The 19,169-nt window shown below is 32.4% G+C and carries 22 protein-coding genes; 6 read left to right on the top strand and 16 right to left on the bottom strand.

The window, feature by feature from the left end:
- Positions 1-4: 4 nt before the first annotated feature.
- From atpG to deoA, 14 genes are all read right to left on the bottom strand, one after another.
- Complete coding sequence (atpG, locus tag ACKGJI_RS02860; RefSeq protein ID WP_458701050.1) at positions 5-889, bottom strand: ATP synthase F1 subunit gamma; 885 nt, start codon at positions 887-889, stop codon at positions 5-7.
- A 9-nt stretch (positions 890-898) separates the two neighbouring features.
- A complete protein-coding gene (gene atpA, locus ACKGJI_RS02855; protein ID WP_458701049.1) occupies positions 899-2,416 on the bottom strand; it encodes a F0F1 ATP synthase subunit alpha in 1,518 nt (505 codons plus the stop codon).
- Positions 2,417-2,528: 112 nt separating this feature from the next.
- On the bottom strand, positions 2,529-3,059 hold the full coding sequence (locus ACKGJI_RS02850; RefSeq protein WP_458701048.1) for a F0F1 ATP synthase subunit delta: 531 nt from the start codon (positions 3,057-3,059) through the stop codon (positions 2,529-2,531).
- Positions 3,059-3,571: a F0F1 ATP synthase subunit B gene (locus tag ACKGJI_RS02845; protein ID WP_458701047.1), complete on the bottom strand. Its 513-nt coding sequence runs from the start codon at positions 3,569-3,571 to the stop codon at positions 3,059-3,061. Before ACKGJI_RS02845 ends, ACKGJI_RS02850 begins: the two co-directional genes overlap by 1 nt.
- A gap of 11 nt (positions 3,572-3,582) precedes the next feature.
- Positions 3,583-4,005, bottom strand: coding sequence for a FoF1 ATP synthase subunit B' (locus ACKGJI_RS02840; RefSeq protein WP_458701046.1), 423 nt, complete (start codon positions 4,003-4,005; stop codon positions 3,583-3,585).
- Positions 4,006-4,137: 132 nt separating this feature from the next.
- Positions 4,138-4,992 carry a ParB/RepB/Spo0J family partition protein gene (locus ACKGJI_RS02835; protein WP_458701045.1) on the bottom strand — a complete coding sequence of 285 codons (855 nt, stop codon included), beginning with the start codon at positions 4,990-4,992 and terminating at the stop codon, positions 4,138-4,140.
- Positions 4,993-5,005: 13 nt separating this feature from the next.
- Complete coding sequence (locus ACKGJI_RS02830; RefSeq protein WP_458701044.1) at positions 5,006-5,791, bottom strand: ParA family protein; 786 nt, start codon at positions 5,789-5,791, stop codon at positions 5,006-5,008.
- Complete coding sequence (locus ACKGJI_RS02825) at positions 5,788-6,423, bottom strand: biotin--[acetyl-CoA-carboxylase] ligase (protein WP_458701043.1); 636 nt, start codon at positions 6,421-6,423, stop codon at positions 5,788-5,790. Before ACKGJI_RS02825 ends, ACKGJI_RS02830 begins: the two co-directional genes overlap by 4 nt.
- Positions 6,404-7,318 carry a methionyl-tRNA formyltransferase gene (gene fmt, locus ACKGJI_RS02820; protein WP_458701042.1) on the bottom strand — a complete coding sequence of 305 codons (915 nt, stop codon included), beginning with the start codon at positions 7,316-7,318 and terminating at the stop codon, positions 6,404-6,406. Before fmt ends, ACKGJI_RS02825 begins: the two co-directional genes overlap by 20 nt.
- Positions 7,318-8,088: a glutamate 5-kinase gene (gene proB, locus ACKGJI_RS02815; RefSeq protein WP_458701687.1), complete on the bottom strand. Its 771-nt coding sequence runs from the start codon at positions 8,086-8,088 to the stop codon at positions 7,318-7,320. Before proB ends, fmt begins: the two co-directional genes overlap by 1 nt.
- Positions 8,082-9,191: a GTPase ObgE gene (gene obgE / locus ACKGJI_RS02810; protein WP_458701041.1), complete on the bottom strand. Its 1,110-nt coding sequence runs from the start codon at positions 9,189-9,191 to the stop codon at positions 8,082-8,084. Before obgE ends, proB begins: the two co-directional genes overlap by 7 nt.
- Before the next feature lie 116 nt (positions 9,192-9,307).
- Entirely contained in the window at positions 9,308-9,562 is a 255-nt protein-coding gene (rpmA, locus tag ACKGJI_RS02805) for a 50S ribosomal protein L27 (RefSeq protein WP_458701040.1), read from the bottom strand.
- A gap of 33 nt (positions 9,563-9,595) precedes the next feature.
- A complete protein-coding gene (gene rplU, locus ACKGJI_RS02800) occupies positions 9,596-9,907 on the bottom strand; it encodes a 50S ribosomal protein L21 (RefSeq protein WP_458701039.1) in 312 nt (103 codons plus the stop codon).
- A gap of 74 nt (positions 9,908-9,981) precedes the next feature.
- The gene (gene deoA / locus ACKGJI_RS02795; RefSeq protein WP_458701038.1) at positions 9,982-11,286 is read right to left on the bottom strand and encodes a thymidine phosphorylase; all 1,305 of its coding nucleotides are present in this window, start codon (positions 11,284-11,286) and stop codon (positions 9,982-9,984) included.
- 159 nt (positions 11,287-11,445) lie between these two features.
- Between deoA and ACKGJI_RS02790 the strand changes: the two genes are divergently transcribed.
- From ACKGJI_RS02790 to ACKGJI_RS02775, 4 genes are read left to right on the top strand one after another with little or no spacing between them, the layout of a single operon-like run.
- Complete coding sequence (locus ACKGJI_RS02790; RefSeq protein ID WP_458701037.1) at positions 11,446-12,435, top strand: BMP family lipoprotein; 990 nt, start codon at positions 11,446-11,448, stop codon at positions 12,433-12,435.
- Positions 12,436-12,448: 13 nt separating this feature from the next.
- The gene (locus ACKGJI_RS02785) at positions 12,449-13,993 is read left to right on the top strand and encodes an ABC transporter ATP-binding protein (RefSeq protein ID WP_458701036.1); all 1,545 of its coding nucleotides are present in this window, start codon (positions 12,449-12,451) and stop codon (positions 13,991-13,993) included.
- Entirely contained in the window at positions 13,986-15,107 is a 1,122-nt protein-coding gene (locus ACKGJI_RS02780) for an ABC transporter permease (protein ID WP_458701035.1), read from the top strand. Before ACKGJI_RS02785 ends, ACKGJI_RS02780 begins: the two co-directional genes overlap by 8 nt.
- Position 15,108: 1 nt before the next feature.
- Positions 15,109-16,083, top strand: coding sequence for an ABC transporter permease (locus tag ACKGJI_RS02775; protein ID WP_458701034.1), 975 nt, complete (start codon positions 15,109-15,111; stop codon positions 16,081-16,083).
- Here ACKGJI_RS02775 and cdd read toward each other — a convergent pair whose 3' ends face one another.
- Positions 16,084-16,485, bottom strand: a complete 402-nt coding sequence (gene cdd / locus ACKGJI_RS02770) for a cytidine deaminase (RefSeq protein ID WP_458701033.1) — start codon at positions 16,483-16,485, stop codon at positions 16,084-16,086.
- Between the two features lie 118 nt (positions 16,486-16,603).
- On the opposite strand from cdd, the gene deoC reads away from it, so the two are divergent.
- Together deoC and ACKGJI_RS02760 are read left to right on the top strand one after the other, a co-directional pair.
- A complete protein-coding gene (deoC, locus tag ACKGJI_RS02765; protein WP_458701032.1) occupies positions 16,604-17,269 on the top strand; it encodes a deoxyribose-phosphate aldolase in 666 nt (221 codons plus the stop codon).
- Positions 17,269-18,450 carry a phosphopentomutase gene (locus ACKGJI_RS02760; protein WP_458701031.1) on the top strand — a complete coding sequence of 394 codons (1,182 nt, stop codon included), beginning with the start codon at positions 17,269-17,271 and terminating at the stop codon, positions 18,448-18,450. The genes deoC and ACKGJI_RS02760 overlap by 1 nt, the downstream gene beginning before the upstream one ends.
- On the opposite strand, the gene deoD is transcribed toward ACKGJI_RS02760, so the two are convergent.
- The gene (gene deoD, locus ACKGJI_RS02755; protein ID WP_458701030.1) at positions 18,451-19,149 is read right to left on the bottom strand and encodes a purine-nucleoside phosphorylase; all 699 of its coding nucleotides are present in this window, start codon (positions 19,147-19,149) and stop codon (positions 18,451-18,453) included.
- Positions 19,150-19,169 lie beyond the last annotated feature (20 nt).

The following is a 19,169-nucleotide window of genomic DNA, read 5'->3' as shown; positions in this document are numbered from 1 at the left end:
TTCTTTACTTCATTGATTCAACACCACTGATAATTTCAATTAATTCAGTAGTGATACTTTCTTGTCTAGCTTTATTGTAAGCCAGAGTCAACATTTGAACTCTCTCTGTTGCATTATTTGTTGCATTTTCCATTGCCTGCATTCTTGCACTATGTTCAGCAGCCAATGAGTCAATTAGAGCATAATACATGTTATATTCAAAATATTTTTTTATTAGTGATTCTAGTATAGTTTCATCTTCTTCTGGTTCAATTTCCATTAAAGATTTTGATTCACATTTAAAGCTTTCTGGAATATCAACAGGAACCAAATCATTGATTTTTAATTCTTGCGAAATCATATTTAAATAACCATTATGTACCAGTATAACTTTATCTGTTGCTCCATTTACAAAATCATCAATTGCATCTTTTATTATTTCACTAGCTTTTTCATAACTAGGAGATGAACTAACACCAGCGTATTCTGAATGTAACTCAGTATCTTGGAATTTAAAAAAGGCAATTCCTTTTTTACCAATTCCTCTAAGACGAACTTTTACTTTTTTACTTTTGAACTCTTCCATTAGTCTGCTTACAGCCTTAATAGTTTGAATATTAAAGCCTCCACAAAGTCCTTTATCTGCAGTTACAAAAATAATATCAACTTTCTTAGGAGAGTCAATTTGTTCAAAAAAACGACTCTTGATTCCACCAATTTTGTATTGGTTTATTTTAAAAGCAATTTCTGATAAAACTTGATTAATTTTCTCTGCATAAACTCGTGATTGCTGTGCAGCAATTTTGGCACGGTTTAACTTAGCAGTAGAAACAAGTTTCATTGCTTTTGTCGTTTTTTGAGTATTTTCAACACTCTTAATTTTTCTTTTTATCTCTTTAAGGTTTGACATTGTCTATCCTTACTTTGTTGCAAACGTTGCTTTAAACTCGTTCAATGCTTTTGATAATAAATCTTCAATATCTTTATCTAACTTCTTTTTATCTCTAATTTGTTCTAAAATTTCAGGATACTTAGCTTCAACAAATGGATAAAGTTCAGCTTCAAATCTTGTAACTTCTTCAACATTTATATCATCCAAGAAACCATTTGCTCCAGCATAAACAATTACCACTTGCTTTTCAACTGGAAGTGGAGAGTATTGAGGTTGTTTAAGAACTTCAACCATTCTTTGTCCACGCTCTAGTTGTTTTCTACTTGATTCATCTAAATCACTTGCAAATTGTGCAAACGCTTGAAGTTCACGATACTGAGCAAGATCAAGTCTAAGAGTACCCGCAACTTGTTTAGTAGCTTTGATCTGGGCAGCACCACCAACACGACTTACTGAAAGTCCAACATTGATCGCAGGACGAATACCTGAGTTAAATAAATCAGATTCTAGGAAAATCTGTCCATCTGTAATAGAAATAACATTTGTTGGAATATAAGCACTAACATCGCCAGCTTGAGTTTCAATAATAGGAAGAGCAGTTAAAGAACCACCACCTAATGCATCATTAACTTTTGCAGCACGCTCTAGTAATCTCGAATGTAGATAGAAAACATCACCAGGATATGCTTCACGGCCTGGAGGACGTCTAAGAATCAATGACATTTCACGATAAGCAACAGCGTGTTTACTTAAATCATCATATACTATTAATGCATGACGTGAATTATCTCTAAAATACTCACCCATGGCAACACCAGCATATGGTGCTAAGTATTGAAGTGCAGCAGAATCTGAAGCTCCAGCATTTACAATAATTGTATAATCCATTGCGCCATGCTCTTCAAGTTTTTTTACAACTTGAGCTACTGTTGATTGTTTTTGTCCAATTGCAACATAAATACATACAACATCTTGACCTTTTTGGTTAATGATTGTATCTATTGCAACTGTTGTTTTACCAGTTTGTCTATCACCAATAATAAGCTCTCTTTGTCCTCTACCAATTGGTACAAGTGCATCAATAGCTTTCAAACCAGTTTGAAGTGGTTCATGAACTGATTTTCTAGCCATAATACCATGTGCTTTTTCTTCAACAAATCTAGTTTCACTTGCTTCAATTGGTCCTTTTGAATCAATTGGATCTCCCAAAGAGTTAACAACACGTCCAATTAGAGCGTCGCCAACAGGAACACGAAGTAGTCTTCCAAGTCTTTTTACTGAAGTTCCTTCTTTAATATCTTCACCACTACCTAATATAACAATACCTACGCTTGATTCTTCTAGGTTAAGAGCCATACCTCTTTCACCATTTTCGAATTCAACCATTTCACCAGCCATTACATTGTTTAATCCATAAACATTTGCAATACCATCAGCTGCTGATATAACTTTTCCTGTCTCTTCTACATCAACATTTAATTCGAAGTTATCAATGCGTTCTTTAATGATTGAACTGATTTCATCAGCTTTCATTTTTGCTCCCACAAACTGCTCCTTAACATCTTTTTTATTTAATATTTAATTACATTTTTTAACTTGAAAATTTTCCAAGTTAAATTCATCTCACTTATTCATAAGGAGATTAAACTTCTTGCTTCTAAATAGCCTTTAAAATATGCTCAACCATTTGAGCTTTCAATCTATCCAAAGAAAAACTAACTTCAACACCTAAATCATCTAACTCTATTTTTACACCAGGGTAATCACTAAGCTTTGTTTCTAGTTTTATATTAGCATTAAACTTTTTACTAAAATTTTCTTCTAATTTTGAAACCTGCTCTTTGTCTATTTCAAAATTACTAATGATTTCTCCTACATAAGAGTTGTTTTTTACACAATTTTGATACTTTAATTCTTTTAAAATTTCAGGAATCAAATATAAACGTTCATTAGATGCCAATAATTTAATAAAATTAATAAGCTTTTTATCCTCCAACGATAGCAAAGATAATATAAAATCTTCTTTTTCTTTACTAGTTACATCAGGTGATGAAATTATATTTTTAAACTTGCTATTACTAAAAGCACTGCTTAATTCTTCAATAGACTTTTCGATAGCCAAAACTTCTGAATCCTCACAGCTCTTTAAAAGGGCATTTACATATTTTTTTGCAATAATTCCTTTCATTAAGCAACCTTCTTCATAACAATTTTAACTAGCTCTTCTTTATCAATAGAAATTGAATCTTTATCAAACATTTCATCTAAAACGCTATTGACAACATCCCTTGCCATTTTACGTCTTTCAATTTCGATTTTTTCAGCATATGCTTTTTCTAGATTTTGAAGTTCTAGCTCGGTATCGCTTTGTACTTTTTGTGCCAATAACTCAGCTTCTTTTTTTGAAGTTTCAACCAAAGCTTTAGCACTAGCTTTTGCATCCTCAACTTTCAAAAGAGCTTTTTCTTTTGCATTTAGTGATTCTTTTACTTTTTCTTGAATTGAATTTAATCTATCAGCAATACCTGAAATTCTTCCGTTATAGAAATTTTTAACGTGGTCTGCTAAAAGATAGTAAAGAATTGATGCAAATATGATAAAGTTTATAGCTCTTGGAAGAATATCAGTTTCTCCACTTCCTCCCTCATTTGCCAAGACAAATACTGGCATTAAAAGAAGTAATAAATATTTAATTCTCAAGTCCAGACCTCCTATATATTGCCAAGTTTTTGTTTGATAGCATCTCTGAAAAGTGGGATACTTGAACTCAAACTTTCTTGAAATTCTTCTCTTTCTGCTTCTAAATCTTTCAAAAACGCAACATACTCTTCTTCGAGTTCACTTTGCTTTTGTTCGACTTTTTTTGCAGAAGTCTCCTTAGCCTTACTCAAAGCTTCTTCTCTAATTTTTCCTGCTTCAGCCTTTGCCTCAAGGATAATTTGATTAGCCTCTTTGTAGTAAGCCTCAACATCACTGGTATTTTTACCCGCATTTTCCAAATCACGCTTTATTGATTCATTTCTATTATCAATAAATGTCAAAAGCGGTTTGTATAGTATTTTGTTAAGAACAATCAACAAAATAAAAAATACAACTAAAGTAACCAGCAAAAGTATTGGGCTAATGTCCAACATGTTTTTGCTCCTTTATTTAAGTGCCTAGGTAAATTTCACTAATCTAATTACGCTTGCTTTAAAAACAAGCATAACTAAAATTGTGCGGATTTTAACATATTTAAACGAAAAACTTTATTAAACAAGGAATAATTATTTAATTTTTTCTAAAAATTTACTAATAGATTCATTATTTTCAAATTTTATTGTAATTGTGTTTGATTTTATTGTAGTTTTTAAGCCTATATCGCTTAATTTTTCTTTTAAGCTTTCTAGCTCTTCTAATGTCTTTATATCTTCTTTTTTCTTCTTAATTTGTTCATTATCACTAATTTTAGATTTTTTTACTAACTGTTCAGTATCTCTAACACTAAGTTTTTGACCAATTACTGTATTTACAATCTTTTCTTCTTCGCTAGGCTCTAAGCCAACTATTACTTTAGCATGTCCTTGAGAAAGTTTTCCCTCAATCAAAAGTTCTTGTGTTCTTTTAGTTAAATTCAATAACCTTAAAGTATTAGTAATTTGAGTACGACTTTTTTTAATAATTTCACTCAAGCCTTCTTGGGTAATTTTATACTCTTCTATTAATTCTTTATAAGCTACTGCTAACTCTATTGGATTTAAATCTTCTCTTTGAATATTCTCAATCAGAGCTAATTCTCTAAGGTTATCAGACTCAATATCTGCTACAATAGCTCTTATTGTTTCAAGCCCAGCTTCTTTTGTTGCTCTAAATCTTCGCTCCCCTGCTAAAAGCATATAATCATCATCTTTTTGAACAACAATTATTGGTTGTAAAAGACCGTGCTTTTTGATTGATTCACTTAATTCTTTTATAGCTGTTTCATTAAAATATTTTCTTGGTTGGTATGGATTTGGAGAAATTCTATTTACATCTATTTCACGAACAAGATCAGCAGAACTGCTAATATCTTGGTTATAAGCTTCCTCTACATCTTCAAAAATAGCTCCCAAACCTCTACCTAATGCTTTTTTACCAGCCATAATTAAAAATCTCCTAACTAACTAAAATTGAATTTGCTAAATTTTGATATGCTTTTGAACCTGGTGATTGAATATCATAAAGAATAATTGGTTTTCCAAAACTAGGTGATTCAGCCAATTTTATATTTCTTGGAATTACTACATAGTTGGAAGTATCTTTATCTATAAAAAGTTTGTTTTTAAAGTGCTGTTTTAAGTCTGCAAAAACCTGCTTTGAAAGATTGTTTTGGGTTGAATACATAGTAGGTAAAAAACCTTTGATTTCAAGCTTTGGATTTATTGTACGTTTTATTAGCTTAACAGTGTTTAAAAGTTGAGCCAAACCCTCCAATGCAAAAAACTCACATTGAATTGGTATGATAACAGAGTTTGCAGCACTTAGAGCATTAATCGTAATACTTCCTAAAGCTGGAGGAGAATCTATGATAATATAATCATACTGATCTCTTATCTCGTCAATCTTATTTTTTAAAATAAGCTCTCTACCTTTTGTATTGGCATCATAAAACTCTTTTTCTACACCAACTAATCCGATATTTGATGGAGCTAAATGAAGTGTTGGAAGAGAAGTCTCTAAAATAACTTGAGATAATTTTTTTCTACCAATAAGAACATGATAGATATTGTATTCATAATCATTTCTATGAATCCCTAAACCAGTTGTTGCATTTGATTGAGGATCAATGTCAATCAATAAAACTTTTTTTTCTGCCACGGCAAGTGAAGCCGCAAGATTTACAGCAGTTGTGGTTTTGCCGACACCACCTTTTTGATTTGCAATAGCTATTATCTCACTCATCTTAAACTGTACACCCTTTTATTTTCTACTTCAATCGAACCATCATCACACAACTTCGCATTGCGTAAAGATATTTCATTACTTTCTAAATGGAAAGTAAACCCAAGACTATTTTGAAATTCTATCTTATATTTACTAAAAACTTTCTTCCATGAAATATTTTTTTCTAACTCTTCTATAAACAGTTCAACTAACTTTATAGGTACTATTTTTATGTCTAAAGTCCCAAAATTTTGGGGTGCGACTTGTATATTTAGACCAATTGAGCCTATAATTGTATCTTTTACTTTTGTAGTAATTACACCACCTATTTTTCTGTTTTCCAAATAAAAATCATTAGGCCACTTTATCCATACTTTCGAGCCTAAAGCTTCTAAAACCATTTTTAAAATATAAGAAAAATAAATAGAAGTCGACTCTAATTTTAAATCTTTTGGCAAGTGTTTCTGTTCTACACAAAAAGATAAAAAAAGATTACCCTCTTGTGATATCCATTCATTACCTCTACTCCCAACCCCAGCACTTTGAAAATTACATCCAATAGCCATGGGCGGGTTGATTGAGCCTTCTTTTATGGCATTTATCAAATATTTGTGTGTAGATTCTAAATGATTAAACCATTTGATTTCCAAGTTCTAACCTTTTTCCTCTAATATAATCAATTGCATTCATCTCTTTTTTTGAACTTGGTTGAACTTTTTTTAATTTAAGAGCACCACTTTTACATGTAACTATCACACAATCTTTATCAATCCCAATAATAGTATTTGCTTTTCCTATACCTTTTACAAGCTCAATATCTTTCAACTTTAAACCATCTTTAGTAAAAACTCCAGGCCATGGAGTAAATGCTCTAAATTTTGTAAATATTTCTTTGGCACTTTGTGTTGTAAAATCTACTAAGCCATCTGTCTTGGATATTTTCTTTGCATATGATGAGTTTGCATCAATTTGTTTAATTGGAGAAATATTTTCAAAGTTTTTTAGTGTTTTTACAGTAAGCTTTGCAGCCATTTTTGATAATTTATCAAAAAGCTCACCTACTAAAATATTCTCATCAAGCTTTATATAACTAAATCCCAATATATCTCCGCTATCAAGCCCTTCTTCCATAAGCATAGCAGTTACTCCACTAAACTCATCATTATTTAATATGCTAGATTGAATCGGACTTGCACCTCTGTATTTTGGTAAAAGTGAAGCATGAAGATTTATACAAGGAGAGATTTCTAAAATATTTTTAGGAAGAATTTGCCCATAAGCAGCTACTACAATAAAATCTGGATTTACTGATTTGATTTTCTCATGAGCCTCATCAGATTTAAGAGTTAAAGGCTGGTAGATTTCGATATCTAAATTATTATTTAAAATATAGTTTTTTACATGCGGAGGTGTTAAAACTTGCTTTCTTCCTACTGGCTTATCTGGTTGAGTCAGTACTAATTTTACATCTATATCTTTACATGTAACTAACTCATCTAAAATGGTAGTTGCATAATCTGGTGTCCCCATAAATACGATATTCATTATAATACTTCCTTACATGTAAACAAAGTTCCACCTTTATGTGCCTTATCAAACATATAGCTTTTTACATCACTTAAGTCGAAACCACTAGCCATAAACATTGATTTTCCTCTTTTTAAAAGAAAATCAGCTGCTTTTAATTTTGTAACAATGCCGCCGGTTGCAAACTCTGTTCCAGCACTACTTGGTAGTTTTAACTCTTCTTCATCAATTTGATGAACAACTTTTTTAACAACAGCGTCATCATATTTTCTAGGGTCTTTATCATAATACCCATCAATATCAGAGAGTATGATAAGCAAGTCAGCTTTAAAAAAGTGAGCTACATGGGCTGAGAGTTGGTCATTGTCACCAAAAACTAATTCTTCGACTGCAGTTGCATCATTTTCATTGATGATTGGCAAAACCCCTTCACTTATGAGTGTATCGATAGTACATTTTGCATTTCTTGTTCTTTTTCTAGAGTCAAAATCATCAGCCGTTATTAAAATCTGAGCTCCAATTTTTTCAAATTTTGATAATTTTCTATTATACAATTCAATCAAATGAGGCTGACCAACAGCGGCAATTGCTTGTCTGTTTGGAAGAGATTTTTTATCTAGCTTTAGCTTAGAATAGCCAGCTGCTACTGCAGCTGAGCTTACGAGTATTACTTCATGCTCTTTCATTAATTCAACTAGAAACTCGACTAAATTTAGCATACGAGTTTTTTCTATACGGTTTTGTTCAGTTAAAACATGACTTCCAACTTTAACAACTATTCTCATAATAACTCTTTTCTCATATCATTTACACCATGTAAAAGTGCATATTTTATAGCTTCTAAATTAGTTCTAGAAATTGAAGAAATTGGCAATACAAAATACGGCTTTTCTCTATCATATCCTTCAAAACCTTTTACATCTTGCGCAAAAGAAGGGATATTAATATCTGCATCAAAATATTTTGCATTATCATTTGGTTTTAAACCAAGCATATCAATAAATCCTTCAGCTTTTTCTTTCAACTCTTCTTCACTAATTGCATCACACCTACTAAGAGCTATTGCATAACTTCTTTTACTAAGTTCACTAGAAAATTTTTTCAATTCTTCTTTTAGAGCTTTAAATTGTTCTTCTAAACCTCTGTAATTTGCAATATCTATCATAAAAAGTAAAAATTTAGTCCTTTCAATGTGTTTTAAAAATTCAAGTCCTAAACCTCTTCCATCACTAGCACCCTCTATGATACCTGGGATATCAGCCATTACATATGATTCATAAGTATCAGTTTCTACAACTCCTAATTTTGGAGTAAGTGTTGTAAACTCATAATTTGCAATCTCAGGCTCTGCATTTGATAAGACAGAAATCAAAGTTGATTTTCCGACATTTGGAAATCCCACAAGTCCAACATCCGCAATAAGTTTTAATTCTAGTCTTACTTTTTTAGTTTCGCCTTTGATTCCAGGTTGAGCATAATTTGGTCTTTGGTTTGTTGCGCTTTTAAAGTGAGTATTTCCAAGCCCACCTTTACCACCTTCTAAAAATAAAACTTTTTGTCCATCTTCAACTAAATCTAAAAGTACTTCACCACTTTCATCATCAATCACTTGAGTTCCAGGAGGTACAATAACTTCTAATGATTCACCATACTTTCCATAGCACTTTCTACCCATACCAGGTTGACCATTTTGAGCTTTTAAGTGTTGATTTCCTCTAAAATGAGATAGTGTATGCGTGTTTTTATCTACCCTAAAGTAAACATCTCCACCTTTTCCTCCATCTCCACCATCAGGACCTCCTTTGATGACATGTTTTTCTCTCCTAAAAGATACACAACCTGCTCCACCATTACCTGAACTTAGAGTTAATTTTACATTATCGATGAACATTAAAAGCCTTTTATTTATATTTATTTTTAGAATTTAGATTATTTATAATATCTATAGATGTAGAGATTGTAAATAATCTCATGGGAGGTTGGCGAGTTTTAAACTCGCCAATTTAATTAAGCGGGGATTACAGAAACTTTGTTTCTTTTTTTATCTCTACGACCAAATTGAACATGACCGTCAACTAAAGCATAGATAGTATGGTCATTTCCCATACCTACATTATCACCAGGATGAACTTTTGTTCCTCTTTGTCTAATGATAATATTACCTGCTTTTACAAACTCTCCACCAAATTTTTTAACACCAAGTCTACGACCTGCTGAATCTCTATTATTCTGGGTACTACCTTGACCTTTCTTGTGAGCCATTATTTTCTCCTATTACTTTTGTAGTCGTTGGGATTAAGCTTGAATGCTTAAAACTTTTACTTTTGTGTACTGTCTTCTAAAACCGCGCTTAAGCTTAGAATCTTTTCTTCTACGCTTTTTATAGATAACAACTTTTTTATCTTTTCCGTCAGTTATAACTTCAAGTTCAACTTTTGCTCCATCCACGAATGGAGTTCCAACCTTAAGTTCATCATCGCTTTTTACTGCTAGAACTTCACTTACTACAATTTTGTCTTTTGGCTGAGCGTCAAGATGGTCAAGATTTATATAATCTCCCTCTTGAACTTTGTATTGCTTCCCACCATTTTTAATGATTGCATACATTAGTATGTTCCTTTAAGTTTTTTTATTAAGACACGGATTTTACCAAAATTATCATTAAGTTAATATTAAAGTTTTTATATGATTTCATAAATCTCTTTTATTTCTGGTTTTTTATCTCCAATCTTTATAGCCTTTAAAACTCTTTTTTTAGCTTCATTAAATGAGTCTTCATCTTTTGCATGTATTGTGGCTATCGGAGTTTGTTTATCTACTTTTTCGCCTAAATTTATAATATTTTCTAATCCTACACTATGATCAATGCTATCTTCAGGGCGTATTCGTCCTCCTCCTAGACCAACAACACTCATACCAATTTCAATAGCATCCATTGATTCAACTATACCACTAACTTCGCTAAATATTGGTCTTATTATATTTGCTTTAGCTAAATACTTCTCATAATTTTCACAAAAGTCATTTGGGCCTCCAAGCAAACTTACCATCTTAGAAAATACCTCTAAAGCTTTTCCACTACTCAAAGAGTTTTCCAATTTTAAAATTGCTTCATCTTTGTCTTTTACCATACCACTTTTTAACATAGCAGCAGCACATAACTCCAAATTTACTACATGTAGTCTTGGATTTTTTCTTATATTGGCTAGATACTCTACTGCTTCTTTAACTTCTATGGCATTTCCTGCACTATAAGCTAAACATTGATTCATATCTGTTAAAAGAGCTTGAGTTTTTACCCCAGCATTATTGGCAATCTGTACAATTGATTGAGCAAGTTCGCGCGACAGTTCATAAGTAGGCATAAAAGCACCACTTCCAACTTTTACATCCATTATAAGTGTATCAATCCCTTCAGCTAGTTTTTTTGAAAGTATTGAAGCACTAATAAGAGGAATACTCTCAACAGTTGCTGTTACATCTCTTATGGCATATATTCTTTTATCTGCTGGAGCTAGAGAACTTGTCTGACCAATAATAGCAACACCACACTCTTTTACAACTTTTTTAAACACTTCATCACTAGGAAGTACATTGTAATTTGGGATTGATTCTAGCTTATCTAATGTTCCTCCTGTGTGTCCAAGCCCACGACCTGAAATCATTGGTACATAAAGTCCACAAGCTGCTAACATACTACCTAACATCAAAGATACTACATCTCCGATACCACCAGTTGAGTGTTTATCTACTACTGGTGCATCTAAATCCCAAGAAAGTGTATTGCCTGAATTTTTCATAGCTAAAGTCAAGTTAGTCTTCTCTTGTAAACTCATACCATTAAAATATATAGCCATAGCAAATGCGCTTATGTGTTCATTTGCAACACTTCCATCGCTTACTCCCTTGATAAACTCTTCAATCTCTTCTTTGCTCAAGGGCTTGTTATCTCTTTTTTTTCTTATAAATTCTTGAGGAATAAACATATATACAACCTAAATTTAAAATATTTTTTATTTAAATAAAAATTTTCCTATAAAAATAAATATATTAAGGATATTTAAGATAAGTATAGTAAAATCACACTTATTAATTTAATAAGAGTTTATCTAAATAATTCTTAAATCTAAACCAAAAGGATAAGTATGAAGGTATGGAAAGCAGGATTGCTAATGGCAGTAGCTGTTGCTACACTAAGCGCGGGTGATTTTAAACCAGCAGTTGTATTTGACATGGGTGGTAAATTTGACAAGTCATTCAATGAAGGCGTTTATAACGGAGTAGAAAAGTTTAAAAAAGAGTTTGGCATAAACTATAAAAGCTTTGAAGTTACAAACCCTACTCAAAGAGAACAAGCGATTAAAAAAATGGCACAAAGAGGTGCTAATCCAATCTTAGGAATTGGCTTTGCACAAGGCCCAGCAATCGAGAAAGTTTCAAAAAAATATCCAAATATTAATTTTGGCATTATTGACATGGTAGTAAATCAACCAAATGTTCAATCTATTGTTTTTAATGAGCATGAGGGTTCATTTATCGTAGGAATGCTTGCAGCCATGGCTTCTAAAACACAAAAAGTAGGTTTTATTGGTGGTATGGATATTCCTCTAATTAGAAAATTTCAATGTGGTTATGAGCAAGGTGCTAAGTATGTCAACCCTAAGATTGAAGTTATAAAAAACATGACAGGAAGTACTCCTTCAGCATGGAATGACCCTAGTAAAGGTGGAGAACTTGCAAAAGGTCAATTTGATCGTGGTGTAGATGTTGTTTTTGCAGCAGCTGGTGGTACTGGTATTGGTGTATATCAAGCAGCAAAAGACTCAGGTAAACTTGCAATTGGAGTAGATTCTAACCAAAACTATCTTCAACCTGGCACTATGTTAACATCTATGGTAAAAAGAGTAGATGTTGCTGCTTATAATCTTTTCAAAGAAGCTAAAGATGGAAAGTTTAAACCTGGTATCAAAGCACTTGGATTAAAAGAAAATGGTGTTGATTGGGCTTATGATAAGTACAATAAAGATTTAATTACTGATGAAATGAAAAAGGCAGTTGAAAAAGCAAAAGCAGATATAATCTCTGGCAAGATAAAAGTTCACGACTATATGTCTGATAATTCTTGTAAATACTAAATACAATTTGCGTATGTCTAAAACAGATTCTATAGCTATTGAGTTAAAGGGCATTTATAAGTCCTTTGGCTCAGTTAGGGCAAATAAAAATGTAAATCTTAAAATCCCCAAAGGTACCATTCATGGTATCGTGGGGGAAAATGGTGCTGGTAAATCAACACTAATGAGTATTCTTTATGGCTTTTATGAAGCTGATAAAGGTAAAATTTATGTAAACTCAAAAGAAACTTCCATTAAAAATTCAACCGATGCAATTCGTGCAGGTATTGGCATGGTGCATCAACATTTTATGCTCGTAGAAAATTTTACAGTTTTAGAAAATATCATCCTTGGGGCTGAAAGTGGAATGATGCTTTCTAAAAGTATAAGTCATGCTACAAAAGAGATAAAAAAACTTGAAGAGGATTATGGATTATATGTTGATTTAGATGCTAGGATAGATAGTATTCCTGTTGGACAACAACAAAGAGTTGAGACTATAAAAGCTCTTTATAGAGGAGCAAAAATACTCATTTTGGATGAACCAACCGGAGTTTTAACACCACAAGAAGCTGACCAACTATTTGATATATTGCGTGCACTTAAAAAACAAGGTACAACAATCATCATCATTACCCATAAATTACGTGAAATTATGGATTTGACTGATAATGTTTCAGTTATGAGAGCTGGAGAAATTGTCGCAAATAGAAAAACTTCACAAACTAGCAAAGAAGAGCTTGCCGAACTTATGGTAGGTAGAAAAATTCGTATGGAAGTTGATAAAAAACCAGCGAAATTGGGTAAAACTCTCATCGATGTAAAAAATCTTGAATTTATTGATAATGATGGAGTAAAAAGATTAGACAATGTAAACTTTAGTGTAAAATCAGGTGAGATTGTAGGAGTTGCTGGAGTATCTGGTAACGGGCAGAGTGAACTACTTGAAGTGCTTAGTGGTATAAAAAATTGTAGTGGTGGAGAAATTAATATAAGTGAGGTAAAAATCACTCCTAAAAACCAAACAAACCCTAAAAAAATTAGAGAAGCTAGCATCGCTCACGTTCCAGAAGACAGGCTAAAAAGAGGATTAATACCTCAATTTGAGGCATGTGAATCTTCTATACTTGGATATCAAAATAGCCCTACTTACAATGGTTATATTTTAACTAAAGCAAAAGCTATAAAAGATAAATGTTTAGAACTCATGGATAATTTTGATGTAAGACCAAATGATCCATATATAAAATCAGCTAATTTCTCAGGTGGAAATCAACAAAAATTAATCCTAGCAAGAGAGATGGATCTCTCACCAAAAGTACTATTGGTTGGGCAACCTACAAGAGGAGTTGATATAGGAGCAATTGAATTTATTCATCAAAAAATTATAGAAATGAGAAATCAAGGAAGTGCTATTCTTTTAGTTTCAGGAGAACTTGATGAACTTATTTCATTATCTGATCGTATAATTGTTATGTTCGATGGTAAAATAGTAGGTGAAGTTAATGCCCATGAAGCAGATGAGAAAATCTTAGGACTTATGATGACAAATTCTATAGAGGAGAGTAAAAATGGCTAATATATCAAAGCCAATACCAATATGGGCAGATATTTTACTAATCCCTCTAATAAATCTTGCTTTAGCACTTTTTGTCTCAGGTTTAATTATTTATTTTGTAGGCGAAGATCCGATAGAAGCTCTAAAACTTATGATTCAAGGAGCATTTGGAAGTAGTGAAGGTATAGGATATACTCTTTATTATGCAACAAACTTTATTTTTACAGGACTTGCTGTTGCAGTTGCTTTTCATGCAATGCTATTTAATATTGGTGGTGAAGGACAAGCTTATATAGGTGGACTTGGTGTTGCTGTTGTACTGCTTGCATTTGATCAATACTTACCATTTTGGCTACTTTTCCCAATGGCAATTATGGCTGCTATGCTATTTGGAGCTTTATGGGCTGCAATTCCTGCATATTTGCAAGCTTATAGAGGAAGTCATATAGTAATTACTACTATTATGTTTAACTTCATTGCTGCAAACCTAATGGTATATTTACTTGTAAATGTTTTTATCCAACCTGGTAGTATGACTCCAGAAAGTCGTGTTTTTAGTGAAAATGCATGGATGCCTTCGATGCAAGAAATTTTTGCAAAATTTGGAATACAACTATCAGATTCACCACTAAACCTTAGTTTTATCATTGCTTTGGTTGTATCTTTTCTTGTTTGGATATACATTTGGCATACAAAGTGGGGATATGAGATGCGCTCAGTTGGATTTAGTGAACCAGCAGCATCGTATGCTGGTATCAATACAAAAAAAGTAATTATGATTACTATGCTAATCTCTGGAGCACTTGCTGGATTTGCAGGAGTAAATGAAATCATGGGAGTTCAACATAAACTTATGCTTGATTTTGTTGCAGGCTATGGTTTTACAGGCATTGCTGTTGCTCTTATGGGACGAAATCATCCTATTGGAATCATAATGGCAAGTATCCTCTTTGGAGCACTTTTTCAAGGTGGAGCCGAACTATCTTTTGATATGCCTACAATTTCTAAAGAAATGGTATTTGTAATCCAAGGATTGATTATACTTTTTAGTGGTGCACTAGCTTATATGAGTAAACCTTGGATAGAAAAACTTTTTTCTTTTTTGTACAATAAAAAAAACAGGGAGGATATATAAGATGGATTTTTCACTAGTCGATATCCTCTCTATATTATCAGCTACAATAAGGCTATCAGTACCATTGATTTTTGCAGCAATGGCTGGAATATTTTCAGAAAGATCAGGAGTAGTTGATATTAGTCTAGAAGGAAAACTACTTGCTGGTGCATTTGCTGCTGCTAGCGTGGCTGCTGTTACTCATTCTGCTTGGCTTGGTTTACTTGCAGCTATCGTTGTTTCTATGTTATTAAGCTTAGTTCATGGCTTTGCTTGTATCACACACAGAGGTGATCAAGTGATTAGTGGAGTGGCAATTAACATAGTAGTTGCTGGATTAACAGTAGTTCTAGGAACTGCATGGTTTCACAGAGCTGGACAAACTCCAACACTAGTAAATGATGACAGATTCATGCCTATAAAACTTCCAGGTGTTGATATGCTATCTAATGTACCAATTTTAGGTGATATTTATGCTAAGCTGATAAGTGGTCATAATATACTTGTGTATTTTGCGTTTTTATGCGTTGCAATTACATATTGGGTATTGTTTAAAACAAGATTTGGGTTAAGACTAAGAGCTGTTGGAGAAAACCCAAAAGCTGTTGATACTGCTGGTATATCAGTTGCATTTTTAAGATATCGTGCAGTGCTTATCGGAGGTATTTTAACTGGAATTGGCGGAACTTATATATCTATTGCACAAAATGCATCATTTATACAAAATATGTCAGCAGGTAAAGGATATATCGCCTTAGCTGCTATGATATTTGGAAAATGGAAACCAATACCAGCAATGCTCTCGTGCTTTTTATTTGGATTTCTTGAAGCACTATCTATGCGTTTACAAGGAATTTCTATACCATTTATTGGACAAGTTCCAGTACAGCTAATACAAGCAGCACCTTACATACTAACAGTCATACTGCTAGCAGGTTTCATAGGTCGCGCTGTTGCTCCAAAAGCTGATGGTGTACCTTATGTAAAAGAGAGATGATTATAAATTTTCAGGCCCAAAAGAGTATGCTAAGAGTTCATCTAAGCTAAAACTCTTTTGTAGGCCTTTATCAAAATCACATATATGAATCAAAGTTTCTTTATCACAAAACTCTCTAATCCTTTGTCTACACGCACCACAAGGAGTTACTAAAAATTTGGATTTTCCAATAACTACAATCTCTTTTATAATTTTTCCACCATTTACTATCATATTTCCTATGGCTTGTTCTTCTGCACAACTTCCACTTGGATATGCTGCATTTTCTACATTGCAACCTATGTGAATATTTCCATTCTCATCAAGTATAGCTGAGCCTACATTGAACTTACTATATGGGGCATATGCATTTTTATATGCTTCTTTTGCCGCTTTTATTAATTTATCTATATTTTCACTCATAAAACAGAGTCTATCTAAAATAATCTTTGAAAAAAATTGAATTAACCTTTTAACTTTTACTGTATTTAATCTGACTTTTTATATACTCTTATTTTAAAACTACATATAGGATTTATTTATGAATAATTTAGCAAAATATATTGACCATACACTTTTAAAACAAGATGCTAATATAGAAGATATAAAAGAACTTTGCTCTCAAGCAAAGAAGTATGATTTTTTTAGTGTATGTGTAAACTCATGTTATGTAAAAGATGCAAAAGAGTTTTTAAAAGGAAGTGAAGTAAAAGTTTGTAGCGTTGTTGGTTTTCCACTTGGTGCTATAAGTACTAAAGCAAAAGCTTACGAAGCAAAATGTGCTATTGAGGATGGAGCAAGTGAAATCGATATGGTTATCAATGTTGGCTGGGTTAAATCTGATAGATTTGATTTAGTAAAAGATGATATTAAGGCTCTCAGAGATACATGTAAAGGTATAACTTTAAAAGTTATTCTTGAAACTGCACTTTTAAATGAGAGTGAGATTAGAAAAGTATGTGAAATTTCAAAAGACTTAAAAGCTGATTTTGTAAAAACTTCTACTGGATTTAGCACAAGAGGAGCTAGCTTAGAAGATATTAAAATCATGAAGAGTGTTGTAAAAGATGAAGTAAATATAAAAGCTTCAGGTGGAATTAGAAGTTATGAAAAAGCAAAAGAGATGATTGAAGCTGGTGCTAGTAGGTTAGGAACAAGCTCAGGCATAGCCATAATAAATGGTGAAATTTCAAAAGAGAGTTACTAATGAAAAGAGTTATTTGGCTTGTGATGGACTCATTTGGTATTGGCAATGCTGATGATGCAAAAAGATTTGGAGATGAAGGTGCTGACACACTAGGACATATCTCTCAAAAATGTGATTTAAATATACCAAATATGAGTTCTCTTGGCTTATTAAAAGCATATGAACTTAACAATAAAAAATCTCTACATGTAGAACAAAAAGAGTTATTAGATAATTGTTTTTGGGGCGTGGCAAAAGAAACTTCTGTTGGCAAAGATACTCTCTCAGGCCACTGGGAAATGGCTGGAGTTGCTATGGATGTTGATATGAAATATTTTGAAGAAAAAATTCCAGTTTTCCCTGAAGAAATGATAGAAGAGATTAAAGAGTTATCAGGTATCAAAGGTATCTTAGGAAATCGCCATGCTGGAGGTATTGAAATCATTGAATCTTTAGGAGAGGAACATATAAAAACTGGTTTTCCAATCTTTTATACAAGCGCTGATTCTGTACTTCAAATTGCTGTTAGTGAAAATGATTTTGGATTGGACAATTTATACAGATTATGTGAAATTGCAAGAAAAGTAAGTGATAAATACAACATCGGAAGAGTAATTGCAAGACCATTTAAAAAAGACAGAGAAGCAAAATTTGTAAGAACAAAGAATAGAAAAGACTACTCATTAAGACCAAGTGGCAAATCTGTCTTGGAAATTGCCAAAGAACAAGGGAAAGAGGTCATTGGAGTTGGTAAAATCTATGATATTTTTGGAGGACATGGCATAAGTAAAAAAATCCTTGCTTACAAATTAGATGGTTTAATGGATGCAACTTTAAAAGCCATGAGTGAATTAGATAAAGATGGCATAATATATACAAATTTTGTTGATTTTGATATGGAATGGGGACATAGAAGAGATACCAAGGGCTACGCTAAAGGTTTAGAGTATTTTGATTCAAGATTAAAAGAGGTTATTGATAATTTAAAAGATGAAGACTTTTTAATCATAACAGCTGATCACGGATGTGACCCAACTTTTAAAGGAAGTGATCATACAAGAGAAAATGTGCCAGTTTTTGGAATTTATAAAGATAAAAACCTAGGATGTATCGGTATAAGAGATAGTTTTTGCGATAGTGCAAGCTCAATCGCAAAACATTTAGAGATACCAAGCACTAAACTTGGCATCTCATTTATATAGTTACAAACTCTCTAGGGCTACTTTTATCATATCGTTAAAAGTAGTCTCTCTTTGTTTTGAAGTTGTTTGCTCATTTGTTATCAAATGGTCAGATATACTAAGTAAACATGCTGCATTTTTACCTGTTGCTTTTGCATTTGTAAAAAGACCTGTTGATTCCATCTCAACACAACTTGCTTGTGTTATTTTGATTGTCTCTTCTAGCGGACGGTTTGCATAGAAAACATCTGTTGAGTGAACTCTCTCTTCAAAAAGTTTTACACCAAGTTTACTAGCTGATTGTTTTAATTTTTCATTGATATCTTGTGATGCATAAGTTATGTGTGTATCTTCACCAAGAACTAATTTTGGAAATGAAGTTGAATCACTATATGCTTCTTTTACTAAAACAACATCATAAATATTTAAATGCTCTGAATAAGCTCCACTTGAACCTACTCTGATGATAGTATCTACATCATAAAATTTAAAAAGCTCATATGAGTAAATCCCTATGGAAGGAACTCCCATACCTGAGCCACAAATGGAAACCTCTTTACCTTTATAAGTTCCACTAAACATTAACATATTTCTAACACTATTTACCTGTTTTACATTTTCTAAAAAATTCTCAGCAATATATTTTGCACGAAGTGGATCGCCTGGCATCAAAACCGTTTTTGCAATTTCACCTTTTTTTGCTTCTATATGAGGTGTCATATTTTCTCCTTATTAAAATG

This window comes from Sulfurospirillum sp. 1307, assembly GCF_054408545.1.
The sequence above is the reverse complement of the archived record's forward strand: the minus strand, read 5'-3'. Positions and strand labels throughout refer to the sequence as shown.